General features: G+C 62.3%; 24 protein-coding genes. 10 read left to right on the top strand and 14 right to left on the bottom strand.

Features of this window, described 5'->3' with window-relative positions; genetic code table 11:
* Positions 1-115 precede the first annotated feature (115 nt).
* The 7 genes from V1286_RS23085 (at position 116) to V1286_RS23055 (ending at position 7,096) form a co-directional block, all read left to right on the top strand.
* Positions 116-1,123, top strand: coding sequence for an ABC transporter substrate-binding protein (locus tag V1286_RS23085; RefSeq protein ID WP_334483011.1), 1,008 nt, complete (start codon positions 116-118; stop codon positions 1,121-1,123).
* Positions 1,124-1,161: 38 nt separating this feature from the next.
* Positions 1,162-1,977 carry an ABC transporter permease gene (locus tag V1286_RS23080; protein ID WP_334489840.1) on the top strand — a complete coding sequence of 272 codons (816 nt, stop codon included), beginning with the start codon at positions 1,162-1,164 and terminating at the stop codon, positions 1,975-1,977.
* A 4-nt stretch (positions 1,978-1,981) separates the two neighbouring features.
* On the top strand, positions 1,982-2,767 hold the full coding sequence (locus V1286_RS23075; RefSeq protein ID WP_334483008.1) for an ABC transporter permease: 786 nt from the start codon (positions 1,982-1,984) through the stop codon (positions 2,765-2,767).
* Complete coding sequence (locus V1286_RS23070; RefSeq protein ID WP_334483006.1) at positions 2,764-3,825, top strand: ABC transporter ATP-binding protein; 1,062 nt, start codon at positions 2,764-2,766, stop codon at positions 3,823-3,825. The genes V1286_RS23075 and V1286_RS23070 overlap by 4 nt, the downstream gene beginning before the upstream one ends.
* 8 nt (positions 3,826-3,833) lie before the next feature.
* Positions 3,834-4,673, top strand: coding sequence for a phosphodiesterase (locus tag V1286_RS23065; protein WP_334483004.1), 840 nt, complete (start codon positions 3,834-3,836; stop codon positions 4,671-4,673).
* Positions 4,674-4,814: 141 nt separating this feature from the next.
* The gene (locus V1286_RS23060) at positions 4,815-5,783 is read left to right on the top strand and encodes a Bug family tripartite tricarboxylate transporter substrate binding protein (RefSeq protein ID WP_334483001.1); all 969 of its coding nucleotides are present in this window, start codon (positions 4,815-4,817) and stop codon (positions 5,781-5,783) included.
* A 578-nt stretch (positions 5,784-6,361) separates the two neighbouring features.
* Positions 6,362-7,096, top strand: coding sequence for a Crp/Fnr family transcriptional regulator (locus tag V1286_RS23055; protein ID WP_334482998.1), 735 nt, complete (start codon positions 6,362-6,364; stop codon positions 7,094-7,096).
* Between the two features lie 50 nt (positions 7,097-7,146).
* On the opposite strand, the gene V1286_RS23050 is transcribed toward V1286_RS23055, so the two are convergent.
* The 14 genes from V1286_RS23050 to V1286_RS22985 all read right to left on the bottom strand — a co-directional run bounded on the left by V1286_RS23050 (position 7,147) and on the right by V1286_RS22985 (position 20,908).
* Entirely contained in the window at positions 7,147-7,818 is a 672-nt protein-coding gene (locus V1286_RS23050) for an ATP-binding cassette domain-containing protein (protein WP_334482995.1), read from the bottom strand.
* Entirely contained in the window at positions 7,815-8,561 is a 747-nt protein-coding gene (locus tag V1286_RS23045; RefSeq protein ID WP_334482992.1) for an ABC transporter ATP-binding protein, read from the bottom strand. Before V1286_RS23045 ends, V1286_RS23050 begins: the two co-directional genes overlap by 4 nt.
* Positions 8,558-9,547, bottom strand: coding sequence for a branched-chain amino acid ABC transporter permease (locus V1286_RS23040; protein WP_334482990.1), 990 nt, complete (start codon positions 9,545-9,547; stop codon positions 8,558-8,560). The genes V1286_RS23045 and V1286_RS23040 overlap by 4 nt, the downstream gene beginning before the upstream one ends.
* On the bottom strand, positions 9,547-10,443 hold the full coding sequence (locus tag V1286_RS23035; protein ID WP_334482987.1) for a branched-chain amino acid ABC transporter permease: 897 nt from the start codon (positions 10,441-10,443) through the stop codon (positions 9,547-9,549). The genes V1286_RS23040 and V1286_RS23035 overlap by 1 nt, the downstream gene beginning before the upstream one ends.
* Before the next feature lie 95 nt (positions 10,444-10,538).
* Complete coding sequence (locus tag V1286_RS23030; RefSeq protein WP_334482984.1) at positions 10,539-11,846, bottom strand: ABC transporter substrate-binding protein; 1,308 nt, start codon at positions 11,844-11,846, stop codon at positions 10,539-10,541.
* A gap of 198 nt (positions 11,847-12,044) precedes the next feature.
* Entirely contained in the window at positions 12,045-12,731 is a 687-nt protein-coding gene (locus V1286_RS23025) for a cyclase family protein (RefSeq protein WP_334482982.1), read from the bottom strand.
* 34 nt (positions 12,732-12,765) lie between these two features.
* Positions 12,766-14,055, bottom strand: coding sequence for a TRAP transporter large permease (locus V1286_RS23020; protein WP_247835873.1), 1,290 nt, complete (start codon positions 14,053-14,055; stop codon positions 12,766-12,768).
* A 5-nt stretch (positions 14,056-14,060) separates the two neighbouring features.
* Positions 14,061-14,582: a TRAP transporter small permease gene (locus V1286_RS23015; RefSeq protein WP_108514789.1), complete on the bottom strand. Its 522-nt coding sequence runs from the start codon at positions 14,580-14,582 to the stop codon at positions 14,061-14,063.
* A 103-nt stretch (positions 14,583-14,685) separates the two neighbouring features.
* A complete protein-coding gene (locus V1286_RS23010) occupies positions 14,686-15,687 on the bottom strand; it encodes a TRAP transporter substrate-binding protein (protein ID WP_334482974.1) in 1,002 nt (333 codons plus the stop codon).
* A 46-nt stretch (positions 15,688-15,733) separates the two neighbouring features.
* Entirely contained in the window at positions 15,734-16,432 is a 699-nt protein-coding gene (locus tag V1286_RS23005; protein WP_334482971.1) for a GntR family transcriptional regulator, read from the bottom strand.
* 161 nt (positions 16,433-16,593) lie between these two features.
* Positions 16,594-17,301 carry a molybdate ABC transporter substrate-binding protein gene (locus V1286_RS23000; RefSeq protein ID WP_334482969.1) on the bottom strand — a complete coding sequence of 236 codons (708 nt, stop codon included), beginning with the start codon at positions 17,299-17,301 and terminating at the stop codon, positions 16,594-16,596.
* Positions 17,298-19,439: a xanthine dehydrogenase family protein molybdopterin-binding subunit gene (locus tag V1286_RS22995; RefSeq protein ID WP_334482966.1), complete on the bottom strand. Its 2,142-nt coding sequence runs from the start codon at positions 19,437-19,439 to the stop codon at positions 17,298-17,300. The genes V1286_RS23000 and V1286_RS22995 overlap by 4 nt, the downstream gene beginning before the upstream one ends.
* Positions 19,436-19,906 carry a (2Fe-2S)-binding protein gene (locus V1286_RS22990; RefSeq protein WP_108514779.1) on the bottom strand — a complete coding sequence of 157 codons (471 nt, stop codon included), beginning with the start codon at positions 19,904-19,906 and terminating at the stop codon, positions 19,436-19,438. The genes V1286_RS22995 and V1286_RS22990 overlap by 4 nt, the downstream gene beginning before the upstream one ends.
* Before the next feature lie 27 nt (positions 19,907-19,933).
* Complete coding sequence (locus V1286_RS22985) at positions 19,934-20,908, bottom strand: Bug family tripartite tricarboxylate transporter substrate binding protein (protein WP_417021277.1); 975 nt, start codon at positions 20,906-20,908, stop codon at positions 19,934-19,936.
* Between the two features lie 161 nt (positions 20,909-21,069).
* On the opposite strand from V1286_RS22985, the gene V1286_RS22980 reads away from it, so the two are divergent.
* The 3 genes from V1286_RS22980 to V1286_RS22970 are packed head-to-tail and all read left to right on the top strand — an operon-like array spanning position 21,070 to position 25,475.
* Positions 21,070-22,158, top strand: a complete 1,089-nt coding sequence (locus V1286_RS22980; RefSeq protein WP_334482959.1) for a hypothetical protein — start codon at positions 21,070-21,072, stop codon at positions 22,156-22,158.
* A 21-nt stretch (positions 22,159-22,179) separates the two neighbouring features.
* Positions 22,180-24,954: a xanthine dehydrogenase family protein molybdopterin-binding subunit gene (locus V1286_RS22975; RefSeq protein ID WP_334482957.1), complete on the top strand. Its 2,775-nt coding sequence runs from the start codon at positions 22,180-22,182 to the stop codon at positions 24,952-24,954.
* Entirely contained in the window at positions 24,951-25,475 is a 525-nt protein-coding gene (locus tag V1286_RS22970; RefSeq protein ID WP_334482956.1) for a (2Fe-2S)-binding protein, read from the top strand. Before V1286_RS22975 ends, V1286_RS22970 begins: the two co-directional genes overlap by 4 nt.
* Positions 25,476-25,487 lie beyond the last annotated feature (12 nt).

Raw genomic sequence — 25,487 nt, 5'->3', positions numbered from 1 at the left:
CGTGCAGGTTTGCTGCATAGCAAAAACGCCTTGTCGCAAAACCTTCATACGCGGCCTATACTTGCACACCGGTCGGTGATGAGATCGTCAATTGCCGCCTAAACCGGAGTGACCCATGAAGACCGTCCGTTTTGTACTTGCCTTGCTGGCGCTGTCGCTAATCGCGCCCTGGCAGTCCGCCAAAGCGGCCGACGTCATCTGCTATAATTGCCCGCCGGAATGGGCGGACTGGGCTTCGATGCTCAAGGCGATCAAGGCCGATCTGAACTACGACATTCCGCACGACAACAAGAATTCCGGCCAGGCGCTGGCTCAGATCCTCGCCGAGAAAAACAATCCCGTCGGCGATATCGGTTATTTCGGTGTCACCTTCGGCATGAAGGCAAAAGCGCAGGATGCGCTTGAGCCTTACAAGCCGGCGAAATGGGACCAGGTCCCCGCCGGCCTGAAAGATGCCGACGGCTACTGGACCACGATTCATTCCGGTACGCTTGGCCTGTTCGTGAACAAGGACGCGCTCGGCGGCAAGCCGGTGCCGGCCTGCTGGAAGGATCTGCTGAAGCCGGACTATAAGGGCATGGTCGGTTATCTCGATCCGTCGTCGGCCGCGGTCGGGTATGTCGGCGCGGTCGCGATCAATCTGGCGCTCGGCGGCTCCGAGGCGAATTTCGATCCCGCGATCAATTTCTTCAAGGACCTGCGGAAGAATGATCCAATCGTTCCCAAGCAGACGTCCTACGCCCGGGTTGTCTCCGGCGAGATGCCAATCCTGTTCGACTATGATTTCAATGCCTATCGCGCGAAATACTCAGAAAAGGGCAATTTTGAATTCGTGATCCCCTGCGAGGGATCGGTGGTGTTTCCCTACGTCGTCGGCCTCGTCAAGAACGCACCCGACAAGGACAAGGCGAAGAAGGTGCTGGATTATCTCTTGTCCGACAAGGGACAGGCGATCTGGACCAACGCCTACCTCCGCCCGGCGCGGCCGATCGAATTGCCCGAAGCCGTGAAGAAGAAGTTCCTGCCTGACAGCGACTATGCGCGCGCGAAGAACGTCGACTGGGGCCAGATGGAAAACGTGCAAAAAGGCTTTGTCGACCGCTATCTCGCCGAAGTCCGTTGAGGCAATATGGTGCCCCTTCGATGGGGCGCTATCTTCTGATGTCACATAAGTCCTTTGTCTGGTCATGCCTGCTGCCGCTTGCGGTGGTGACGGCGGCATTTTTCCTGTTGCCGATGGCGCGGCTGGTTGTAACCGGGGCAGGCGGACCGCAGGGGCTCGCGGGATATCTCGCGATCCTGACCGAGCCGCGTTACCGTGCGACGCTTGTCAACACCGTCCTGCTGGCCGCCGCGACCACTATTGTGACCCTGATCGTGGCGACGATCGCTGGAATGTTCCTGCAACGGCATCGTTTCCCGGGTCGCGCCGTTCTGATTGCGATGCTGACCTTTCCGCTGGCGTTTCCCGGCGTGGTGGTCGGCTTCATGATCATTCTCCTCGCCGGGCGGCAGGGCCTGATCGGCGATTTCTCCAACCGGCTGTTTGGCGAGAAGCTGGTCTTCGCCTATTCGATCTACGGCCTGTTTCTCGGCTATCTCTATTTTTCCATCCCGCGCGTCATTCTCACCATCATGGCCGCGGTGCAGAAGCTCGATGTCGGCCTGGAGGAAGCCGCGCGTTCGCTCGGCGCGGGCCCGTGGGCGGTGCAGCGCGATGTCGTTCTGCCGGCGCTGGCGCCGGCTTTCGTTGCTTCCGGCGCCATTGCCTTTGCGACCGCGATGGGCGCGTTCGGTACGGCGTTTACCCTGGCGACGAACATCGATGTACTGCCGATGCTGATCTATACCGAATTCACGCTGGCTGCGAATTTCTCCATCTCGGCCGCGCTGTCGGTCGGGCTTGGCATCATCACCTGGTTTATTCTTGCGCTTGCTCGCTCCTTCAGCGGAAGCGCCGTTGCGGCGGCTGGATGAGGCCATGCGCGATCGCCTGATCCTCACCGGCCAACTCATTTTCACACTGCTGGTCGCCGCATTCCTGGTTGTACCGGCGATCCTGTCGATTTCCGCCGGCGTGACCGTGAATTATTTCCGTGGCATCCAATCGGGCGTGACCCTGCAATGGGTCGTGCAGGTATGGCAGCTCTATGCCGGCACCATCCTGCTGTCCTTCGTGGTCGCATTTGCGACGCTTGCGGTAACGCTCGCCGTGGGCGTTCCCGCCGCCTATGCCTTGCATGTGCGGGGAGGGCGCCTGTCGCGGATTGTCGAGGAGATCATCACCCTGCCGTTGGCGATCCCTGGCCTGGCCATCGCGCTGGCATTGCTCTTGACCTATGGCGGGTTTGGCGATTTTCGCCGCTCTTGGCTATTCATTCTCACAGGCCATGTCATCTTCACCATGCCCTTCATGGTGCGATCGGTCATGGCCGTGTTCGCGACCGTCGACATCAAGACGCTGGACGAGGGCGCAGCATCGCTCGGTGCATCGCCGTGGCGTCGCTTCCGCGACGTGATCGTGCCCAACGCGGCGCCGGGGATATTGGCGGGCAGCCTGATGGTGGTGACGTTGTCGCTCGGTGAATTCAACCTGACCTGGATGCTGCATACGCCGCTCACCAAGACGCTGCCGATCGGACTGGCCGACAGCTATGCCTCGATGCGGCTGGAGGTGGCGTCGGCCTATACGCTGATCTTCTTCGTGATGATCATCCCGCTGCTGGTTGCAATGCAATTGTTTGCCGAGAAGGAACAGAAGAGATGAGTGCGCAGGCCGGACATGGCGCCTCGGTGCATATCGAGGCCTGCGGCAAGACGTTTGCCGACGGAACCCGAGCGCTCGAACCTGCGACGCTCGACATCGCGCGTGGCGAAACGCTGGTGCTGCTCGGCCCCTCCGGCTGCGGCAAAACCACCATGCTGCGCATCATCGCGGGGCTCGAAGCGCCCGATGCCGGCGGCAGGGTGCTGTTCGACGGCAAGGACATGACGGCGGTGCCGATCGAGCGGCGCAACGTCGGCATGGTGTTCCAGTCTTACGCGCTTTTCCCCAACATGACCGTATCGGACAATATCGGCTATGGTCTAAAGATCCGCGGGATACCGGCTAGGGAGCGGGCGGCACGCGTCGCCGAACTGGTGGCGTTGACCAACATCTCCGGGCTTGAGAACCGTCGCATCGACCAGCTTTCCGGCGGGCAGCGTCAACGCGTCGCTCTGGCGCGTGCGGTTGCGATCCGGCCGGGCATCCTGTTGCTCGACGAGCCGCTGACCGCGCTCGACGCCGCGTTGCGCGATCGGCTGCGCGGCGAACTGAACCGCCTGCTGCGCGCGCTGGGCATCACCACGATTTATGTGACCCACGATCAGTCCGAGGCCATGGAGCTCGGCGATCGCGTCGTCGTCATGCAAAAGGGAGCGATTGCCCAGATCGGCACGCCGCGCGAGATCTACTTCACGCCGCGAAGTCGCTTTGTCGCCGAATTCATTGGCGCCGCGAATATCGTCGAAGCGGCCATCGAGGGCGGCCATCTCGTGTTGCCGGGCGGACGGCAGCCAATTCGCTGCGATGTGGACATGCCGGCGGCGGTCGCGATGATCCGCCCCGAAACCATTCGCGTGACGTCAGCCGGAAGCGCGTCGCTTTCGGGTATCATCGACAGCGTCAGCTTCATAGGCGACAGGCAACGGCTGGTCGTCAGCAACGCGTCCAACAGGTTGCTCACCGTCGACGCGCCGAATACGGTTCAAGCCAAGGCAGGCGAGCGCATCGGGTTGTCGATTTCGCCGGACGCCGTCCGCCTGTTGCCGCCTGAAAATTGAGAAGGCCGATGTCGCCAAAACCGGTTCATATTGCCCAGATTTCCGACCTGCATATCAAGCCGCCGGGATCGCTTGCCTACGGCAAGGTCGACACAGCGAACGCGCTCGAACGCTGCATTGCAGCACTGAACGCATTCGACCCTGCGCCGGATTTTGTGGTGATCTCCGGCGATCTCGCCGACACGCCGACAGCTGAGGAATATCAATATCTCAAGCGGCTGCTGGCGCCACTCAAGCTTCCGTTCGCAGGTATTCCCGGCAATCACGATTCGCGCGAGTTGATGCGCGCCGCGTTTCCTTCCGCTTCGTATGCCTTCGTATCAGGGCCGCTCAATCAGAAGATCGAGGTCGCCGGGCTCGATCTGCTGTTGCTGGATTCAAGCGTACATCGAAAGCCGCATGGCGAACTCGAAGAGCCTACGCTGCAATGGCTTGATACTACTCTGGCTTCGTCGCCCGACCGGCCGGCACTGCTGTTTTTGCACCATCCCCCGTTCAAGGCGGGCATTTGGCACATGGACCGCCAGAATCTCGTCAACGCAAGCGAACTCGCGCCTATCGTGCGCCATCATCCCCGCGTGCAGTTGATCGCAACCGGGCATGTCCATCGCGCGACACTGACCATGTTTGCGGGCGTGCCGACCACGATCTGTCCGGCCCCAAACCATGCCGTCGATCTCGATCTGGCCGAACTGCGCGAACCCTCCTTCAAGGTCGAGCCGCCGGCCTTCCATCTCCATAGCTGGCTTCCGGGGGAGGGATTCGGCACGGTTGTGACCCATCAAGTCCCCATCGGTACCTTCGACGGGCCGCATCCGTTTTTTGGACCGGACGGCAAGCTCCTTTAGTCACCGCGCGCCCTTGGTGGGCATTCGGTACCCGGGCCAGTCCAATTTCCGGACCGATTGCAAAGCGGAGAGTTCGAGCGCAATCTTTCCTCAACAGAGGCGGCTGCGATTGAGCAAGCTTGCCCGATCAGGGGGGAATGTATGCGTCTGGTCCATTTGCTGATTCCGGCGCTCGCGCTGTTCTCAAGCCACCAAGCGATTGCCCAGGGGAGTTATCCCGACCGGCCGATCAAGATGATCGTGCCGCTGGCCGCGGCAAGTGCGGTCGATGTCGCTGCGCGGATCGTCACCCAGAAGATGGCCGACAATATGGGCCAGCAAATCGTGATCCTGAACCAGCCGGGCGCGTCGGGGCTGATCGGGGCCGAGGCCGTCGCTCGCGCCGAACCGGACGGTTACACGATTGGCGGATTCAACGACAGCATCATGACGATGGTGCCGAACCTGCAGTCGAAGATGCGCTGGGAGATCCTCAGGGATTTCGAGCCGGTGTCGCTGGTCGCGACGGTGGAGTGGGGGCTGATTGCTAACAATCAGGCGAGCTTCAGGAGCGCAGCAGATCTGATCGCGGCCGCGAAGGCGGCACCCGGCAAGATCGATTATGGCTCGGGCGGGCCAGGAAGCCCGCAGCATCTGGCGATGGCGATGTTCGCGTCGGCTGCCGGCATATCGCTGACGCATGTGCCCTACAAGGGCGCCACCCAAGCCGCAACCGACATTGCCGCCGGCCAGATTCCTGTCGGTTTCCAGGGCCTGGGCACGGTCGCAACGCTCGTGCGCGGCGGTCAACTCAGGCTGATCGGGGTGACCACCGAGAAGAGATTGTCGCAATTCCCTGATGTGCCGACCGTCTCGGAGTCCGGCCTGCCCGGCTTTTTCTTCAACTCGTGGTTTGCAATTCTGGCTCCTGCCGGCACCCCGAAGGACATCATTGCCCGTTTGAATGCCGGGGTGTTGAAGGCGGTCGGCGATCCCGACGTGCGCCGCAAACTTGAAGAGCTGGGCTTCGCGGTCCGCGGCAGTTCGGCGGCGGAGTTGCGCGCCATGACGCGCGATCAGCTCGCCAAGTATGAGCGCGTGATCAGGGAAACGGGAATCGCCAAGGAATAGCCAAGGAATAGCCGCCGGGCGGATGACGCCGCGGACGCCGGTGGCCTGTCGGGTCGGTGCGCGGCCTGATGCGAGCCGTTAGTGCGATCGTGCGAGGAAAGGTTCACCGAGGGGGATGGCGCAATATGCGACATGGCTGGGCCGTCTTACCCCCTGGTTGGAGTGGCGTTTTCGGGAAGATCGATCGCAGGCCTTTTTACCCATGCCGAAGGAGTTGTCTCTGCGGCATCCGGCTATTTCTACGCGACGGGCTTGGTTTACGGGCTTATGGCGCATTTGTGATACTGTTTTCCGCCTATCAGCGATGGGGACAGGCGACGACCCCGCTGCTTGTCAGCCTGCTGAGGGTAGCTATTGTGCTGGCCGGCAGATGGATGCTGCTGCTGCAAGCGCCTCGGCTCGATTGGCTGTACTATCTTGTCGCAGGTTCCACGGTTATTGGAGCGTTAACACTGGGCATCGTTTTCGCATTCCGGCCGCCAAATCGACGCGTTTTGATGCTTTCCGGTTGAAAAGCTGACCGGCGTTGATTACGGAAGGGCTGCATCCCCTGCAGCTTTCTCTGGAGTTTGACTGACGTGCCTCAACAAAGGACGGGTGAAGCTCACGGGTTCTCAAGCGGCAAACTGTCGGTCTTGCGCAAGCACCCGATTTTTGCCGACCTCGAGCCAGAGGCGTTCGAGCAGCTCTGCCGTTACGCCAAGCACTCCTCGCTGAAGCGGGGGACCACGCTGTTTTCCAAAGGGGACCCCGGCCACAGCCTGTACGCGGTCATTTCGGGTACGGTGAAGATGAGTATTTCCTCGCCGGATGGCCGCAACGCAATCCTGAACATCGTTGGGCCGGGGGAAATTTTCGGCGAGATCGCGCTGCTCGACGGACAAGCCCGCTCGACCGATGCCATCGCAAACAGCAATTGCGAACTCTTCGTTATCGACCGGCGCGAATTCATCCCCTTTGTGAAGGCTCAACCGGCGTTGGCAATGAAATTTATCGAATTGCTCTGCGAGCGGTTGCGGTCGACCAGCGATCAGGTCGAGCAGATTATCCTGCAGAATCTGCCGGGACGGCTGGCCAGTGCGCTGCTTCGCCTATCCGAAAAGCACACCTCTGCCGCGCAGGGCCGAACCATCGCGATCACGCAGCAGGAGATCAGCGAGATGGTTGGCATGACCCGGGAGAGCATCAACAAGCAGTTGCGCGCCTGGGCAGGCCGCGATTGGGTGCGTCTCGAGCACGGTGCCATCGTTGTGCTGAATGCCGAGATGCTGCGCGAGATGGCGGAAGCGGGGTCCGGGCACGATGGCGAATGACCGGCGATGCCCGTCACGAAGCCGGCCAGTGAAGTCCGGACGCTCAGGGCTCATTGACTGGCGGTTACGGGATTGGCGCCACGTTCAATCGTGAATTCCACGTCAATCAGCCCACGCGAGTGATTCAGGTCCGATTGCGACATCAGCAAGGTCAGATCTTTGCCCTTGAGGGATGCAAGCACCTCCGACAGCCGTTCCGACAGCGCTGGCGCAATGCCTTCGAACGGCTCGTCGAGCAGCAGGCATTTGGTGCCAATGGCAAGCGCCCGGCCGAGCGCGACCAGCTTTTGCTGTCCGCCGCTCAGCGATAGCGCCTTGCGCTGGCGCATCTCGGTGAGTTCGCCGATCACCTCATAGACGAAGTCGAGCCGGGCCTTGCGGTCGAGATGCCGCGCGACCCACAACGGCAACATGATGTTTTCCTCGACCGTCAACTGCGGCACCAGGCAGCGATCTTCCGGCATATAGCCGATCCCGAGCGCCGCGCGCGCATGGCGCGGACGGGACGTCAGGTCGCTGCCTTCGAACCGCACCATGCCCCTGGCCGGCGTGAGGTGCCCCATGATCGAACGCATCAGCGTCGTCTTGCCCGCGCCGTTGCGGCCCACCAGGCTGACCATGGCACCTTTCGCGACGTGCATCGTAAAGTCGCGCAATGCAGGCATCGACTGGATCTCGACGACAAGATTGTCGATCGCGAGCAATGGCGTCGCGTCGCTCATCGCACGCCTCCGGTGACGTAGCGGCGGACTTCCTGATTATTCAGGACCTCGGCGGGCACCCCGTCGGCCAGAATCCGACCCTGATAGAACGCCACGACGCGATCGGCATAGCGGCTGACGATTTCCATGTCGTGCTCGACGAATACGATGGTCGCGGCGTCGGGCGCGACGGCGTGAATAACGCGATCCATGGTCGTGAATTTTTCTTCCGCCGATACTCCGGAGGTCGGCTCATCCAGCAGCAGCAGTTTTGGACGACGCACCAATGCCATGGCGACGTCGATCAGTTTGCGCACGCCGCCCGCAAGCTCGGAGATCGGGCGATCGGCCAGATCGGCAAGGCCAAAGCGTTCCAGCAGCTCGACGGCCTTGTCGCGGCGACCTTGGGCCTCTGCCGGCGCTCCGAGTGACATCCGAGTGCCGATGCCGGAAATCGCCACAGCGAGATTTTCGGCAGCGGTGAGCTCGACAAACAATTGCGGAATCTGGAATGAACGGGAGATGCCAAGCCGGGCTACGCTGCGTGGCGAGTGTTTGCCTATGTCCAATCCATCGAGCAGGATCGTCCCGCTGTCGGGTTTGAGATAGCCGGTGACCATGTTGACGAAGGTCGTCTTACCTGCGCCGTTGGCGCCGATCAGGCTGATCTTCTGACCGACCGGAACATCAAGGGTAAGCGCATCGGCCGCAACCACTGCGCCAAAGCGCTTCTCGAGCTGGCGCACCGAAAGAACCGGGTTCACGGTGCGGCTCCTCGTTCGGCGGTGAAGGGCGCCGTCGCCGGGATGCGCCGCTTGCGCCGGTCCCTGATCCAGAGCGAACCGATGCCACGCGGCAGAAACAGAATGACGCCCAGGAGGAAGACGCCGAGCACGAGCTGCCAGGTATTGGGCAAATAGAGGTTCGAGAACGAACGGACCAGCTCGAGCGCCATTGAGGCGACGAAAACGGCGGCCACGCTCTGGTTGCCGGCAAGCACCGCCACGAAGACGAATTCGCCCGATGTGGTCCAGTATGCGAATTGCGGATCGATATGCCGTTGCGCCATCAGGGCAAAGGCGCCGCTGGCGCCGGCGAAGATGGCGGCGATCAGGAAATTGATCGATATGATCCGATTGGCCGAGAGTCCGAGATATTCGACTCGTAGATTGTTTTCGCGCACCGCCAGGCTGGCAAGCCCGAATTCGGACCGGAACAGGATGGTCGCGGCGATACCGGCGCATCCGGTCACGATGACCGAGACGGCATACAGCATGAAGTCGGCCTCGCGCGGATCGGTGAAGCTCATGCCAAACAGGCTCGGCCGCCCGACATTAAACCCGTCGGAGCCGCCAAGCGCGGTCGATTTCACCAGCGCGCCGTAAAACACCATCGATAGCGCCAAAGTCAGCATGCCAAAGAAAATCCCGCTGTAGCGCGCGATCAGCGGCCCGATGACCAGGCCGAGCAGGCCACCGCAAGCCGCGCCGACGATCACCTGTGCCACCGCGTCGGTGAGACCCCAGGCATTGGCGATCAACGCCACGCCATAGCCGCCGGCGGCAAAGAACAGGCCCTGGCCGAATGACACGTTGCCGGTGCGCGCCAGCACGACGATGCCAAGGGCGATCAGCGCATTGGAGGCGGCAATCGTCGCCAGCGACAAAGTCCAGGTCGGCAGCGCGAGGCCGGCCAGCGTCACCGCAGCGACAAGGCCGATCATGACCAGGGGATGCAGGCCTTTCCTCATCAAATCCGCCTTGCCGTCTCGCGCTTGAACAGGCCCTCAGGGCGAAACATCAGCACTGCCGCCATGATCAAATAGATCATGAACAGCTCGGCTTGCGGCATGAGATGCACCGAAGCAGCGCGCGCCAGCCCGACCAGAATCGCGCCGACTGCCGCGCCCTCGACGCTGCCCAGCCCTCCGATCACCACGATAGCGAAGCTCAGGATGATGACGTCCGAACTGAGGCCCGGCTGCATCGATATTTTCGGCGCGGTCAGGGCGCCGGCGAGCGCGGCGAGCAGGACGCCGAACGCAAAGGCAATCGCATAGACGCGGTTGACGCGTACGCCCATGCTTACGCTCATTTCCTCGTTATGTATGACGGCGAGCACGATCTTGCCGATCACGGTGCGATTGAGGCCGAACCAGATTGCAAAGCCGACCACGGCCGAGATCGGTATCAGCACCAAATCGTAGCCGACGTAATAGAGTCCGGCGAATTCGAGATTGCCGAACAGCTCATATGGCTGCGTCGCATAGATCGGATTAACGCCCCAGATCAGCTTGGTGACGTCTTCCAGGATCAGAAACACGGCATAGGTCACCAGCAGCAGCACTACTTCGTCGCGACCGTAGAACATTTTCAGGAGGCCGCGTTCCAGCAGAAGTCCGACGGCGGACGCGATCAGCGCCACCGAGAGCAGCATGGCGACGAAACCAACGCTTGGGGGAAGGCCGCGCGCGGCCACCATGGTTACCGCTGTTGCCGCGATATAGGCGCCCAGGGCGTAGAAGCTGCCATGGGCGATGTTGAGGATCTTCAATACGCCGAATACCAGCGTCAGGCCGAGGGCGACGATGAACAGCCACGAGGCCTGAATCAGGCCATCGAGAACGATCGTCAAAAAGAAATTCATGGCGGTGGAGTCACGCGGGTTGTCGGTGGGCAGAAAAAGGCGGCGCGGAGCTTAATGACGCGCCGCCATATGCGCTCATTGGATACCAGTGCGGCCTAATTGCACTTGGCGCCCTGCATGCCGCCTTTGATCCAGTCGATCGACTTCACGCCCGGGGGCGGGTTGACGCATTCGGCCGCGAAGTACTGGATATCCACTAGATCGACCCGCTTGAGATCGGGATTGTATTTGGTACGGCTGATCGCGATCGGCTGGATCGCCTGATGGCCGTCGGCGAGCTTCATCTGAATGAGTCCGCCGGGCGACGGCCACTCCAGACCGGTCATTGCCGCGACCATTTCATCGGTCGAGGGCTTCTTTCCGCCGTTCTTGCTCATGGCCTTTTCGACCGCGGCCTTCAATCCAAGAATCGATTGCGTAATACGATAGGCGGCCTGGACCGGATAGACGCCGTTGGCGGCCTCGTATCCCTTGAACAGCCAATCGTTCAGAGGGGATTTCTGCGACATCAGGCCATAGGCGCCGCGCGCGCCGATGATCGTGCCGTCGGGCATCTTGTCGCCAAGCGGCGGCAACACATGATCAGCGGCGCTGAACACCAATTGGCTGCGTTTTGGCAATCCGCGGGGAGCCGACTGCAGGATGAAGGCCTGCAGATCGCCGCCCCACAAGCTCGAATAGACCACATCGGAGCCGGCGCCCACCAGCGCAGAGATTTCGGTGCCGTACTGACCCGCACCAAACTTGGGCAGCAGGTCTGTCTGAACCTTGACGTTCGGATACAGTTGTTGGGCGGCGGCGACGAAGTCAGCCCGGCTATCCTGGCCCCAGGCATAGTCCTGGTTGATCGCCGACAGCGTTTCCATCTTGATGTTCTTGGCCTTCATATACCTGATCAGGCCGACGTTATCCATCGTCGCATGGGCGGCGGTTCGGAACACATAATTGTATTTGGATTCCTCGAAGATGCGCGGCGTTCCGCAATCCATCAGCACCAGCATCTTCTTCAACTCTTCGGCGATCGGCGCCACGGCAAGACAGTCGCCAGAACCGATATAGCCGAGCACGACGTCGACATTGTCGCGCTGGTAGAGGTTGCGTAATTCCTGCACCTGCTTGGTGGCGCCACCATTCTCGTCGATGATGATGGGCTCGATCTTGATGCCGCCGAATCCGACCTTCTCGTAAGGCGAGGGCACTGAACCCTTGTTCAGCTGATCAATGACGAACTGCGCGCCGTTGCGGGCAGGAACGCCAAAACTATCCGCCGCCGGCCCCGACAGGAACGTCACGATGCCAAGCTTGAAGGTTTCCTGAGCAGACGCGGGTACCGCCAGCCCCAGCGACGTCGCAGCGACTGATGCAAATAGGACAGCGCGATTAGTCCGCCGAAGACGGTCCATGCTTTCCTCCCCTGATTCGACGGGTGTTCCCGCCCGATTATCCGCGCCGCTTTGCCCCGGCATCGGCCATTATTGGGATGAGTTTAGGCAAGCTTTCACGGCACGTCCATACGCGCCTTGTCGAAAGGGAAGGTCGGGGTGAGCGGCTGGATGCCGCCTTTGTCGAAGACGTTACGTCGGTTCGGCGCTTCGCCTGCTTCACATGTCGAACACTGCAACCGCGCGGATCGGCGAAGCCGTCCCGCCGCGCCACTTCATCGGCAGGCCGATGAAGGTGAACTGGCCACCGCCCAGCAGCGCTTCGAGATTGCACAGGCTCTCGATATGGGTGATGTCGAGGTCGAGGCAGGCCTTGTGGACGAGGGCATTTACTTTGCCTTCGGGTCCCGGCCGCATCGAATCGATACCGAAATGCACGACGCCCTGCTGCGCCAGCCATTCGGTGGCGGCGACGTTCACGCCGGAATTGTCGCTCGAATATTCCTTGTGGGGGAATGTCCGCTCGTGGTGACCGGTGCAGAGCAGTACGGTGCCGCCTTTCGGCACCGGCACGCCGGCCTTCACCACCGCTGCCTCAAGGTCACCAGGCGTAATCTCCGCGCGCGCCGCAATGTGGCGCAGATCGATGCAGATGCCCGGCACGATGCATTTTTCCAGCGGATACTCGTCGATGGATATGCCGCTCTTGCCGAAATGTCGGGGCGCGTCGATATGGGTGCCGGCGTGGTCCACCATCGAGATGAACATCGACGCCAGCCCGTGCACATTGCCGGACTCGGCAAACGATTCTTCGTGGGTCTTCCAGACGCCGTGTATGACGGGAGGGTGGCCGGGATAACTCGGGGTGCGATGATAGAGCTCTCGGCTGAGGTCGATGATCTTCACGCAGAGTCTCCCGCCGCGAACTGCGGCGCCTGTTCTAGAACCCGAACGCCCTCGGCAGCGCCAGCGACAGCCAGGGCACGTACGTCACGATCATCAGCACCGTAAACATCACGTAATAGAATGGCCAGATGCCGCGCATCACCTCGTCGACCGAAACCTTGCCGATGGCGCAGCCGACGAACAGCGTGGTCCCCACGGGCGGCGTCAGCAGGCCGATGCCGAGATTGAGCAGCATGACGATGCCGAAATGCACCGGGTCGATGCCGAAGCTCTTCACGACCGGCAGCAGAATCGGGGTGCAGATCAGCAGCAGCGGCGCGAGATCGAGTGCCGTTCCAAGCACCAGCAGCATGATGTTCAACCACATCAGCAGCACGTATTTGTTGCTCGATATCGCAACGAAGAACTCAGTCATCTTTGCCGGCATCTGCATCAGGGCGGCGACATAGCCGAAGCACGACGCGGTAGCCACCAGCGTCAGCACCATCGCCACGGTCTGCAGCGTCTTGTAGACCAGTAGCGGCAGCTCGGACCATTTGTAATCGCGGTAGATGAACATCGTGACAAAGAACGCCCAGACGCAGGCGACCGCACCCGCCTCGATCGGCGTGAAGACGCCGGTGAGGATGCCGCCCAGCACGATGACCAGCGTCACGATTCCCCATACGGCGTCACCGAGCATCCTAACAGCCTGCCGGATCGGCACCGGCTCCCCCTTGGGATGCTTGTCGCGATAGGCGTAGAACAGGCAGAGCACCATCAGCGAAAAGCCGAGCAGCAGGCCGGGGAGCACGCCGGCCAGGAACAGGCTGGTGATCGACACCACGCCGCCGGTCGCCAGCGAATAGATCACTGAATTATGGCTCGGCGGAATGATGATGGCCTGCAGCGAGGCGCTGATGGTCACATTGGTTGCGAACACCCGCGGATAGCCCTTGGCGGCCATCTGGGGGATCATCACCGAACCGATCGCAGACGTGTCGGCGACCGACGAGCCCGAGATGCCGCTCATGATCGTGGTCGCGAGGATGTTGACCTGCGAGAGGCCGCCCCGCATGCGTGTGAACCCGACGACGACGGCCGCGAAGTCCACCAGCCGTCTGGCCATGCCGCCCTCGGCCATGATGGCGCCCGCCAGCACGAAGAACGGAATGGTCAGCATCGAGACCTTGCCGACGCCGCTGGCGAATTGCTGCATGACCGCGCCGACCGGCAAGTCGATCCAGAGCGCGCCGACCAGCGAGGACAGCGCCAGCGCATAGGCGATCGGCATGCCGATCGCGAAGAAGAAGCACATGCTGAGAAGCAGAACCGCGATATCCATGGCAATTACTCGACCGGTACGTGGGCGTCGCTGCCGTCACGCGGCGGCGGGCCGATGGTCAGGCGTTCGACGACGAACAGAAGCATCATGGCGCCGCTGACCACGATCGGAAGATAGGTGATGCCGACCGACAGCCACGGAAATTCGTCCACCGAATTATCCCAGGTGGTGTGAACGAGCCGCAGCCCCCACACCACCATGAAGATCGCAATCACGCCCATCAATACTTCGCTGAGGAACAGCGAGGCGCGTCGCAGCAGCGGCGGCAGCAAGTCGGTGCCAACCGTCATGTTCATGTGGATGCGCTGGCGATAGCAGTTGGCCGAGCCGATGAAGGTGATGCCGACAGTCAGCAGCACGGCCATCGGCTCGGGCCATGACGCAGCGCTGTTCAGGACGTATCGGGTATAGACGGCCCACGGAATGACCGCCGAGACCAGCACGAGCGCCACGCAGGCGATCACGGCGCCGGTCCAGTAAACCGCATCGGTCACACGCCGGAGAGTTCCGGCCGCAGAATTGGACATTTTGACCTCGGAGAATAACGGCGCTTCAAATCGCTTCGGCGGCGCGGAGAGGCGGTGGCCGGAACGGACGTCGTCCGGCCACCCGCCAATCGCGAGCCGGGCGCTAGTTCACCGCCTCGATGCGCTTGACCATCGCCGCGTATTTCGCGCCGTATTTGTCCCAGACCGGTTTGACGGCATCCTGGAACGGCTTCTTGTCGATGTCGGTGATGATCTCGGTGCCGGCCGCCTTCATTTTTTCGATGGCGACGTTCTCCGCTTCATACCAGAGCACACGCTGCTCGGCCTGCGCTTCCTTCGAAAGCTTCTTGATCAGCGCCTGATCTTCCGGCGACAGCTTTTGCCAGGAGATGCGCGAGAAGACCAAAAGCTCCGGAATGATCAGGTGTTCGGTCATCGTGAAATACTTGGCCACCTGATAATGGTTCTGCGCGATGAAGGAGGGCGGATTGTTTTCCGCGCCGTCGACCACGCCGGTTTGCATCGAGCTGAAGACCTGATCGAAGCCGAGGGCTACGCCATTGCCGCCCAGCGCGTTCATCGTGTCGACGAACAGCGGATTACCCATCATGCGGACCTTGAGGCCCTTGAGGTCGGCGATGGTCCGGATCGGCCGCTTGTTGTTGTAGACGTTGCGCGAGCCGGCGTTCATCCAGCACAGCGCGATCAGGCCGGTCTTTTCGGTCGCGGAAATCTTCGCCAGCAATTCGTCGCCGATCTCGCCGTCGATGACTTTCTCCATGTGCTTGGAGTTGCGGAAGACGAACGGCATGTTGAAGACGTTGACGTCGTCCACGACGGGGCCGACGGCGCCGACCGAAATACGGGCGATCTGCAGCGCGCCGAGCTGGGCCTGCTCGATCATTTCCTTTTCGCCGCCGAGTTGCATCGACGGGAACATCTGGATCGTCAGCCGGCCGTTGGTGGCGGCTTCCAGCTTCTTGCCCATTCGGACGACGGCTTCGACCGTCGGATAGCCCAGCGGATGAACGTCCGATGCCTTCAGCACCATTTTCGTTTGAGCAAATGCGGATGATAGCGGCGTCGTGGCCGCCATCGTGGCCCCGAGCCCTGCGCTCAGCTTGATGAAGTCGCGGCGTTTCATGGTGTTCCTCCCTGATGTTGTTTATCGTTTTATGGACGTCTGAACTCTAGGATCGCTCGTCGAAGTACTCCGGATTGATGTGTTGAGTGGCCGAGATGTTCTCGAGAAGGCTTTCGAGGTGGACTTCCATCGCCCGTCTTGCGCCCTCTGCATCATGCGCCTCGATCGCGGTCAGCACGGCCTCGTGTTCGACGATCACCTTTGCGATCCGCCCGCGCTGCGGCAGGGTTAGCCGGCGGTAGCGATCGACGTGGACCTTCACCTGCTGGATATATTTCCAGATTCCGGGATAGCCTGCGACATCGGCGACTGTAGCATGAAACATCTCGTCGGCCTGATGGAACGTATCGCTGTCACCGGCGGCGCTGGCCTCACGCTGGCGTTCCAGGATCGACTGCAGTGCCAGAATCTGGCTCGATGTGGCGCGCTCTGCGGCGAGCCGTGCGGTGGTTTCTTCCAGCGCCTTGCGGATGATGATGGCCTCGGGGAGCGCGGCCACCGGAATGCGCGAGACGAAGATGCCGGACTGGGGATAGATCTCCAGCAGGCCCTCATCCGATAATTTGAGGATGGCCTCGCGAACGGGGGTGCGGCTCACCCCGTAGGAGAGCGCGATTTGCGCTTCCGAGATGGCTTCTCCGGGTCGGCGCTGCAGCGACACCAGTTCGACCCGAAGATCGGAATAGATCTTCGACGCCGCCGTCGCCGCGCGAGGCCTGCCGCTGCGGCGAGTGCCGGCGGCCATTCGGCGAACCGTTGGATCCGTCTTTTTCGATGCGCGGGCGGGCATGACTGCTCTCTCGATTGATATATTAGTATATGAATTGACTTTGACAATCGAAAATCGAGCCGCGCAGTGGTTTTGTGCCGTGCGCGCCCCGCAGGGGCTCATCCACCTATGAGCGCCTAGCCCCGGCCGCCGATGAAGCCAGCGCGTTTCCGCTGTTCGTGTTGCCCGGCGCCGGTCAACAAGTCGATCAGGTCCTGGGCTTGTTGCGGGTGGGCGGCGGCGATCGTGATGCCTGCCGTGTACATGGTTGCGAGTTCGCAGCCCGGCGGCAGCGAACCGGACAGGGTTACGCCTTTGGTGCTGATGATCTCAGTCGATTGCGTACACCCGATCGGACGCCGCGCCTCTGACGCCGCCAGTTCGCGCATCGCTGTCGCGCCGTTCGGGAAAATCCTGAGGCGGGTGGCGACCCTTTCCGCGATGCCGAGCTGATCAAGGACTTTTGCAACGTGAATTCCGGCCGTCGAGGCTTTGGTATCCGGCACGAAGATCGTGTCCGACGCCAGCAAAGCCCCGCGCAAGCCAGCGGCATCCTTGACCGCGGCCGGGGGATCGCCGGCGCGGACGGCGAGGGCGGTCTCGACCAGGCCGACATCGGACATCGAGGTGGCAATCACCAGCTTCTCCTCCACCAGTTTGGCGACGAGCGCAGCCGTCAGGATGATGATGTCAGCCGGCGTGCCCTTGCGCAATTTGTCGGCCATGGCGCCGACCGCGCCAAACTCGCCCGCGACATCGAAACCGGTCTGGGCCTTGAAGGCCGGCGTCAGGCTTGCGACCAGGCCCTGTGCCGCGCCGCCGCTCAGGATGTTCAGGGTGTTCATGAACTCAATTCCATCGCGGCAATGATTCTGTCGCGCGTAATCGGCAGATCGCGCACCCGCACGCCGAGCGCGTCGAACACGGCGTTGGCGATGGCTGCCGTAACCGGGCCATGGGCAGCCTCGCCGGCGCCGACCGGATCGATGTCCGGACGCCGGATAACCTCAACCTCGACGTCGGGCACTTCGCTGAAACGCAGGATCGGATATTCCATCCAGCTCGTGCTGGTGATGCGTTGCCGGTCGAAGCGGAGGCGTTCCTTCAGCACCCAGCTCGTGGCCTGAATGGCGCCACCCTCGATCTGGTTGATGACGCCGTCGGGATTGATCGCTTCACCGACATCGACTGCGAGCGTCAACTTTCTGACGCGGATATCCTCGGCGCTCTCGATCTCGGCGATCGCAGCGCAATAGGCGCCGGTGTTCTTGTAGCGGGCAAAGGCGATGCCATGACCGACGTCGGGCTGCTTCTGGGGTTTCCACTTGGCGCGAGCGGCAACGGCGCGGATGACATCCTTGGCCCGCTCATCCCGTAAGTGGCGCAGCCGGAACGCGACCGGATCCTCGCCGCGCTCGGCCGCGATTTCATCGAGGATGGATTCGATCGCAAACACATTGCCCTGCCCACCAAGCGTTCGCAGCGCCGAGGTGCGGATTGGCATCGTCGTCAGGCGATGGCTTTCGATGCGCCAGGATGGAAAATCATAGAGCGGGATCGAGTTGCGATCGCCGCCGCCGCCATTGGCCTGCGGCGGATTGGTCGAGATCATGCGCGGAAAAGGATTCGCCAGTTCGAACCCCGCCAGCAAGGCAGGCTGTGCCGCGCGCCCCGGCCGCGCCGCATGGCCGTTGCTCCAGATCGAGTGCCGCCAGTCGACGATTTCTCCCTGCGCGTCAAGATCGGCCTCGATCTCGATCGCCATCGCCGCCCCAAAAGGTGCATCCGACATCTCGCCCTGGCGCGACCACTGCACCCGTACCGGCCGGCCGCCGGCTTCCTTGGCGAGCAGCACGGCATCGAGCGCGACATCGTCGGCGGCGTTATGCCCATAACAGCCGGCGCCTTCCATATGCTCAACGGTGATGTTCTCGACCAGTAGTTTGAGAACCAGCGCCAGATCGGCGCGCAGGAGATAGACGCCCTGGCTGTGGGTCCAGACATGGACGCGGTCGCCGTGCCACTGCGCCATCGCGCAGGACGGTGCGATCGACGCGTGCGCAATATAGGGGCGGGTATATTGCCGCCGGATGGTGCGCGCTGTCGTGCCGGGCGATGCGGCCGTTTTCTTGTCGATGATCGTCGATTCCGACGGCTGAGCCTTCAGGAATGCAGCCAGATCGTTTTCGTCGGGCAGGGGCTCGCCGTCGGACCAGGACGCGCCTTTGCGTAGCGAATTGAGGGCCGCCTCCGCGCCATGTTCGGTCTCGCTGACGACACCGGCAAAACTGCCGTCGCGCACGATCGCAACAAGACCGGCCACCGTGCGCGCGCCATCCTCCTTCAATTCGGTAAGTTTCGCGCGCGCGTTGTCCGGCCGCAGCACGCGGCCATGCAGCATCCCCGCCAGCGCCTGATCGTGGATGAATCGCGGCCGGCCCAAAACCTTGTCCGGAATGTCGATCCGCTGAATTGAATTCCCGGCCAGTGCCCGGCGAGAGGCGATCTTTGGCGTTACTCCGGGCGTGGCATCGCGATCGAGCGAGACTTCCTCGGTAAGCTCCCAATAGCTGGTCCTGACATTGCCGGGGCCCGAAATGGTGCCGTCCTTGACGTCGAGCGTATCGATATCGACCCCGAGCCGTTCCGCCGCCTGCTGAAGAAAGATCCGGCGAACTTCCGCGCAGGCGTGGCGCAGCGCGCGGCCCGACTGCTGGATGGAGAGACTGCCCGACGTGATGCCCTCGTTGGGGCTACTGGCGGTCGACGCGCGGATCATCTGCACGCGTGACAGATCGATATCGAGTTCGTCGGCGGCGATCTGCGCCAGCGCTGTCACGATGCCTTGCCCGATCTCCACCTTGCCCGGCGAGACCGTCACTTGTCCGTCGCTTGAGAATTTCAGCCACGACGACAGCTTCGGGTTTGCCGCAAGGCTTACCGGCAGTGCGGGCGGGGAGGGAGCGGGCGCCGGCTGGTTCATCCTGCCGTCATTTCTTCCGCCGCGCGCAGCACGGCGCGAACCATGCGATTATGCGATCCGCAGCGGCAGAGATTGCGGTCGAGCGCTTCCTTCACCTCCCGGCCTGTCGGTGACGGATTTCGCTTCAACAGCGCGGCGGCGCTCATCAGGATGCCGGAGACGCAATAGCCGCATTGCAGCGCCTGCTCGGCGATGAAGGCCCGCTGCAGCGGATGCGCCCGCTCGCTCGTTCCCAGTCCTTCGATGGTCGTGACGTCCTTGCCTGCCACCGACCACAGCGGCGTGTCGCAGGCAGATACCGCGCGGTCGCCGACGATCACATTGCAGGCGCCACACTCGCCTGCGCCACAGCCGAAATGCGGCCCGGTCATGCCGATCTGGCCGCGCAGAATATCCAGCAATGACCGGTCGGGATCAGCGTCAATCTCGGTCTCGGCGCCGTTGAGGCGAAATCGAACGCTCGGCATCGAGGGCGAACCTACTCTTGTGACTTCTTATTGCGGCGGCCTGTCGAATTTCCTGACGACTTCCCCCCACTTCACAATATCCCCGCGCAGGAATTTGTCGAATCCCTCCGGTGTCATCGACATAGGAACCGCGCCTTGCTGGGTCCAGAGCTTGACGATATCGGGTCGTTTCACGATCGCGTTCACGGCCGCATTGAGTTTGTCGATGATCGGCTTTGGCGTGCCCGCGGGCGCCATCAGGCCGAGCCAGATGGTGGCCTCATAGCCGGGAATGCCCGCCTCGATCACCGTCGGCGCATTGGGCAGGACAGTCGAGCGCGTTTTGCCCGTGGTGGCCAGCGCGCGCACCTGATTTTCGGCGACGTTGGGGGCCATCGCCGGAACCGCGTCGATCATCATCTGCACCTGGCCGCCGATCACGCCGCTGCGCGCCTCGCCGCTGTTGCGGTAGGGCACGTGCAAGACGTCGATGCTGGCCATGGCTTTGAACAGCTCGCCCGCCATGTGGTACGGCGTGCCCTGGCCTGATGAGGCGTAGTTCAGTTTCCCGGGCTGCGATTTGGCGAGCGCGATGAACTCCTGCAGCGTCTTCGCCTGCACGGAGGGATGAACCACGATGACAAGGTCGGAGTAATTGACCGGCGCAATCGGCGCGAGATCGCGCATCAGTTCGTATTTGCGCTGTGGAACCAGCGATTCATTCGCAGTCTGGGTGTTCGACATCATCAGCAGCGTATAGCCGTCGGGCGGCGACTTGACGGCATCCTGCGTGCCGATCACACCGCCGGCGCCGGTACGGTTTTCGACCACGAAGGGCTGGCCAAAACTCTCCTGCAGAATGTTCCCGATCTGGCGGGCGGTAACGTCGGCCGGCCCCCCGGCGCCGAATGGAACAATCACCTTCACCGGCCGCGACGGATAGTCCTGTGCCAGACCGGGCGTCGCCAGAACAGGTGGCGCCGCAACAATTGCCGCCAGCGCGAGCGCCGTTCTCAAGCGCATCATGTCAACCTCCCGAACTGACTCTTTTTCTGCAAGGGCCCGTTTACCGGCCTCGTGCCAAGTCTAGTGCCAAGTCTAGCTATCCGCGCACTGACTGCTAGTCCCAGAATCAGATATTCGTCAGCGCATGTAATTCAGTGGATCGCCACAAGGAGCATGACATGAGGATATCACCCAGTCTGGCCGCCGTTGCGATCATGCTCTGCAGCTGTGCCGTGGCCAACGCCCAGACGCTTCCAGCCTATATGGCGCCGATATCCGGCAAGACCGCCGGAACGTCGTCGGATGTCGCGACCAGGGATATGCTGGCGCTCAACACCGGCATGTTCGAGCTCTATGGCGATGCAGCAAAGATTTTCCAGAAGAACATCCTGGGCAAGCATCCGGTGATCCTGGGTTTGTTCTCAGGCGCTGGCGGCCGGATGATCCTCTATCGACCGGGTATGGCGCCGATCGACGCGCCGCAGGTGCCGATCGTATATCAATTGCTCAAGTCTGTCGGCCACAGCACGATGGCGTTGGCCCAGGTCGTCGGTCCCTACATCGATAATGGCGATGACAAGTCCTGGCGCGGCTCGATGCTGGCCTATCGCAGCCGCATGCAGTCGGCGCTCGACGTCCTCGATGCGACACCGATGGAGCCGGGCTGGCGCGACAACAACCGCACCATCCTGCAGAACAACATCGCCTTCATGGACGAATGCGTTGCCAGAGGCGTCATTCCATTCGCTGCACTCGAAGCTTTCGGCAAGAAACAGGCGCCATATCTGGCGAAGAACGTTGCCTGGGCGGCCCAGACGCAGGTCGCACACTGGATGACGGTGCTGGCCGAATGGAAGAAGCAGCTCGGGGCCGACTGGGACAAGACCTATGCCGCCAGCAACACGATCTACGTCGCGCGCCAGAACAACGTGCTGTTCAGCGTGCTGGCGCAATTCTTCGGCCCCGACGCCATCAATAACCGCCTGTTATTGATCGAGACGATTTCCTTCACGACCACGCCGGCCGACATGCTGGAATCGCTGACCCGCATCATCGCCGACCGCTCCGTCGGAGCGCTGTTCTTCGGCAATTACCATCTGATGGATTACGAACTGATGGGCGGCGATGCGCGTGCGGCGATCATCGCCGAGACCGGCAAGCGCGGCATGACACCGTTCCTGCCGCCCGTCGTTCCCTTTGGCTCGAAGCAGTGGCCGACACTGGTCACGCCGGGGCCGGGGCCTGCGACCATCGCCGATCTGAAATAGTTCGGGCAAAAGGTTGAGAGCATGCAGCCTTCGCGACGCGAGTTTTTGAATTGGGCATCGGCGGGCGGCATCGCGCTCAGCCTGTCGCGTTTGGGATCAGCGGACGCGGCCTCCTTGCCCCCGCGCGCGTCGCTTCCGGGGCGCGCGAACTGGAACCCGGCCGCCGATGGCGCGGGGCGGGTCGATGGCACGGCCAAGGTAACCGGCGCGAAGCTCTACGCATCCGACTTCCGCGCCGCCGATCTTCCGGGCTGGCCGGCCAATACCTCGCACGCGATGCTGATCCGCGCGCCGGATGCGACACACGTCTATCTCGGAATGGATCTCGCGCGGCTTGGCGGCGCGATGAAACCGTCGGTCGTGGTGACATCAGCCGATCTCGACAAGATCGGCGCCCGCGTTCCCGAATTTTATACCGGCGACCTGTTCTGTCCGCTGGGCAAGACACCGCTCTATCTGGAGCAGCCCGTCGGGCTGTTGATATTCGAGACGTTCGACGCCTTCGATCAGGCGCGCCTCGCATTGCGCGATGGAAAGTTCGTGAGGCTCGGCGAGGAGACCGGCCCCGTCGCTATGCCGGCCTATGGCGCCTATCGGTTCACGCGCGTGGCGGGCCCGACACCGGAAGCGCCCGACGTCTATTCGCCGATCATGGCCGGCTGGGTCAGCCCGGGACGCTCCCAGAACGTGCCGCTTCCGATATGGTCACCGGCCGCGAAGGACACCGAGGCTTCCTACGCCAAGGCCGCGATCCATGGCGAACGGATCCGCGCTGAACTCGCGGCTGAAAATCCGAATCTTTTGGTGCTCGATCGCGAATTCGAGACGCAATCGGTCGATCCGATGTTTCTCGAACCGGAGACTGGCCTCGCGTGGTACAGCAGGAACGGCGCAAGCCTTGAGCTCGTGCTTGGCGTGCAGTCGCCCTATGAGGCGGCGGAGTCGATCGCGCATATGCTTGGCGAGGCCCGCGCTCCCTTCAAGCCGGCGCGGATCAATACCCAGTTCACCTATATGGGCGGCGGCTTCGGCGGCCGCGATCACACGCCGTTTGTGCTGTATGTGGCGCTGGCGGCGATGTTCTTCCCCGGTCATCCCGTGCGGCTGGCGCATGACCGGTATCAGCAGTTTCAGGGCGGCATCAAGCGCCACGCCTTCAAGATGCGGTCGCGGATCGGCGTTGACCGGGGAAGCGGAAAAATTCAGGCTTTCGCTGCGGACCACGTTCTCGATGGCGGCGGCCTGGCCAATTTCTCGGTCAATGTCGCAACCTGCGGCGCGACCGCCGCGATCGGCATCTATGATGTGCCGAAGGTCGACGTGACTACGGTCGCCGTTCATTCACGCGGCGTGACTGCGGGATCGATGCGCGGTTACGGCACGCTGCAGACGATGACGGCGCTGGAGGCGCTGATCGACGAAGTGGCGGCTGCCTTGCCGCTTGATCCGATCGAGTTCCGGCGGCGCAATGCGCTCGCGCCCAAGGGACGGACCATGACCGGCAATCCCTACGGCGTTTCGGTCCGCACCATTGAAATCCTGGATAAGCTCGAGAAGCATCCGATCTGGCAGCAGCGCGCGCAGCAGAAATCCGCCGCGGCGCAGGGCATGCTCGTCGGTACCGGTGTTGCGTGTGTGACCAAGGACTATGGCACCGGCGCCGATTGTTCGCTGGGGCGTGTCGAGCTGTCTCCCGACGGCAAGATCACGATCTATGGCGATCATACCGAGATGGGCAACGGCATCGGCACCGCGCTTGCCAACCGGGTCGCGATCCATCTCGGTGTGGTCGCTGACGAAGTCTCGGTGGCGCGTGTCGACACCTATGACGCCCTCGGATTGGTCACATCGGGTGATCCCTACACGATGGACCAGAAGACACAGGACGCTGCGGAGAAAAATCCGCGCTGGGTGCCCGCCATCAGCTCGGCGACCAGTGCCTCGATCGGCGCGCATGTCGGTACCCACTCGGTCGCCGAAGCCGCGCGCGTCATCTTCCGTTTCGGCCTGTGGCCGGCGGCGCTGGAACTATGGCGCATCGCGCCGAATGATCCGCGCGCAAAGGATTGGGCGAAGGCGCAATGGAAGGACGGGCATCTCGTCGTGCCCGGTCTTGCGCCATTGCCGCTGCCGACCCTCGCCGCAAGAGCGCATGCGCGCAACCTCGTGACCGGCGCCGTGGCCCACAGCTTTTCCCGCTGGGCATGGTCGCGCGCGCGTTTTCTCCTTTTTGGCGAACAATATCGCGCCGATATCGACGCGCTGGCCTTGCGCAGAGGCAACGGCAAGTTCGAGCGCATCAACCGCGTCAGCGTCAAATTCCCACCGACCGACAACAACCGGATCGGCACCAGCTATACCTCGATGTGCGGCACGCTGGTTCGTATCGAGATCGAGCGCGCGACCGGCGCGCTGCGCATCGCCAAGGCCTATAGCGTATTCGAATGCGGCCAGGCGCTCGTGCCTGAGGTGGTGATGGGGCAGGCGCAAGGCGGCTTCGCGATGGGTGTCGGCTATGCCCTGCTGGAGACGCTGCCGCGCTTTGAAGGCGGCCCCGGCAACGGCCGGTGGAATCTCGGGCAATACCTCGTCGCGCGCGGATCGGACCTGCCGCTGCATGACCTCGAAATCGAAATGCTGCCGCCACTGACCCCGGATGAGCCGCCGAAGGGCATGGCGGAAGTCGTCATGGTTCCGGTGGTGCCCGCCATCCTGAATGCGATTTTCGACGCGACCGGCCGCCGGTTTCAGTCCCTGCCGGTGACGGCAAACCTACTCAAGGGAGTTTTGGCGTGACTAAATTGAGCCTCACGATCAACGGCCGGGCGCACGGACCGGTGGAGGTGCGCGACGAACTTTCGATGAACGATTTTTTGCGCGAGTATCTCGGCATGACTGGCACCAAGTTCGGCTGTGGTGCCGCGCAGTGCCTGAGTTGCGCCGTGATCGTCGACGATCCCGATGGCACGAGCTACACCAGCCCGACCTGTGTCGCCTCGGCGGCAAGTTTTGACGGCAAGACCATCCGCACCGTCGAAGGACATGCGAAGGGCGACGAACTAACGGCGCTGCAAAAGGCCTTCATCCGGCACTTCGCCTTCCAGTGCGGCTATTGCACCGCGGGCTTCCTCAATGAGGGCCAGGTTCTGCTGGAGCGTCTGGCCAAGGCGCCCGTGAAGCGCGCTGATCTCGAAAACACGATTGCCGAAGCGCTCGATGGCCATATCTGCCGCTGCACCGGCTACATCAAATACCACGAAGCCGTGCGGGATGTGATCCTCGCAGATTCCAGGCGCTATCTCGTGGCCAACCAGTAAGCGAACGCCAGG

It is taken from the genome of Bradyrhizobium algeriense (assembly GCF_036924595.1).
Taxonomy (GTDB): Bacteria; Pseudomonadota; Alphaproteobacteria; order Rhizobiales; family Xanthobacteraceae; genus Bradyrhizobium; species Bradyrhizobium algeriense.
Note: the sequence above shows the minus strand (reverse complement) of the source record. Positions and strands in the feature narration are given on the sequence as shown.

What these genes read in the sequence shown, in the direction of transcription:
- V1286_RS22990 (WP_108514779.1), bottom strand. Translation starts at nt 19,906, where the DNA reads ATGCCGAGCGTTCGATTTCGCCTCAACGGCGCCGAGACCGAGATTGAC.
- V1286_RS23085 (WP_334483011.1), top strand. Translation starts at nt 116, where the DNA reads ATGAAGACCGTCCGTTTTGTACTTGCCTTGCTGGCGCTGTCGCTAATC.
- V1286_RS23040 (WP_334482990.1), bottom strand. Translation starts at nt 9,547, where the DNA reads ATGAGGAAAGGCCTGCATCCCCTGGTCATGATCGGCCTTGTCGCTGCG.
- V1286_RS23015 (WP_108514789.1), bottom strand. Translation starts at nt 14,582, where the DNA reads ATGTCCAATTCTGCGGCCGGAACTCTCCGGCGTGTGACCGATGCGGTT.
- V1286_RS23020 (WP_247835873.1), bottom strand. Translation starts at nt 14,055, where the DNA reads ATGGATATCGCGGTTCTGCTTCTCAGCATGTGCTTCTTCTTCGCGATC.
- V1286_RS22980 (WP_334482959.1), top strand. Translation starts at nt 21,070, where the DNA reads ATGAGGATATCACCCAGTCTGGCCGCCGTTGCGATCATGCTCTGCAGC.
- V1286_RS23005 (WP_334482971.1), bottom strand. Translation starts at nt 16,432, where the DNA reads ATGGCCGCCGGCACTCGCCGCAGCGGCAGGCCTCGCGCGGCGACGGCG.
- V1286_RS22985 (WP_417021277.1), bottom strand. Translation starts at nt 20,908, where the DNA reads ATGCGCTTGAGAACGGCGCTCGCGCTGGCGGCAATTGTTGCGGCGCCA.
- V1286_RS23080 (WP_334489840.1), top strand. Translation starts at nt 1,162, where the DNA reads ATGTCACATAAGTCCTTTGTCTGGTCATGCCTGCTGCCGCTTGCGGTG.
- V1286_RS23010 (WP_334482974.1), bottom strand. Translation starts at nt 15,687, where the DNA reads ATGAAACGCCGCGACTTCATCAAGCTGAGCGCAGGGCTCGGGGCCACG.
- V1286_RS23050 (WP_334482995.1), bottom strand. Translation starts at nt 7,818, where the DNA reads ATGAGCGACGCGACGCCATTGCTCGCGATCGACAATCTTGTCGTCGAG.
- V1286_RS23000 (WP_334482969.1), bottom strand. Translation starts at nt 17,301, where the DNA reads ATGAACACCCTGAACATCCTGAGCGGCGGCGCGGCACAGGGCCTGGTC.
- V1286_RS23065 (WP_334483004.1), top strand. Translation starts at nt 3,834, where the DNA reads ATGTCGCCAAAACCGGTTCATATTGCCCAGATTTCCGACCTGCATATC.
- V1286_RS22975 (WP_334482957.1), top strand. Translation starts at nt 22,180, where the DNA reads ATGCAGCCTTCGCGACGCGAGTTTTTGAATTGGGCATCGGCGGGCGGC.
- V1286_RS23075 (WP_334483008.1), top strand. Translation starts at nt 1,982, where the DNA reads ATGCGCGATCGCCTGATCCTCACCGGCCAACTCATTTTCACACTGCTG.
- V1286_RS23070 (WP_334483006.1), top strand. Translation starts at nt 2,764, where the DNA reads ATGAGTGCGCAGGCCGGACATGGCGCCTCGGTGCATATCGAGGCCTGC.
- V1286_RS22995 (WP_334482966.1), bottom strand. Translation starts at nt 19,439, where the DNA reads ATGAACCAGCCGGCGCCCGCTCCCTCCCCGCCCGCACTGCCGGTAAGC.
- V1286_RS23035 (WP_334482987.1), bottom strand. Translation starts at nt 10,443, where the DNA reads ATGAATTTCTTTTTGACGATCGTTCTCGATGGCCTGATTCAGGCCTCG.
- V1286_RS23060 (WP_334483001.1), top strand. Translation starts at nt 4,815, where the DNA reads ATGCGTCTGGTCCATTTGCTGATTCCGGCGCTCGCGCTGTTCTCAAGC.
- V1286_RS23030 (WP_334482984.1), bottom strand. Translation starts at nt 11,846, where the DNA reads ATGGACCGTCTTCGGCGGACTAATCGCGCTGTCCTATTTGCATCAGTC.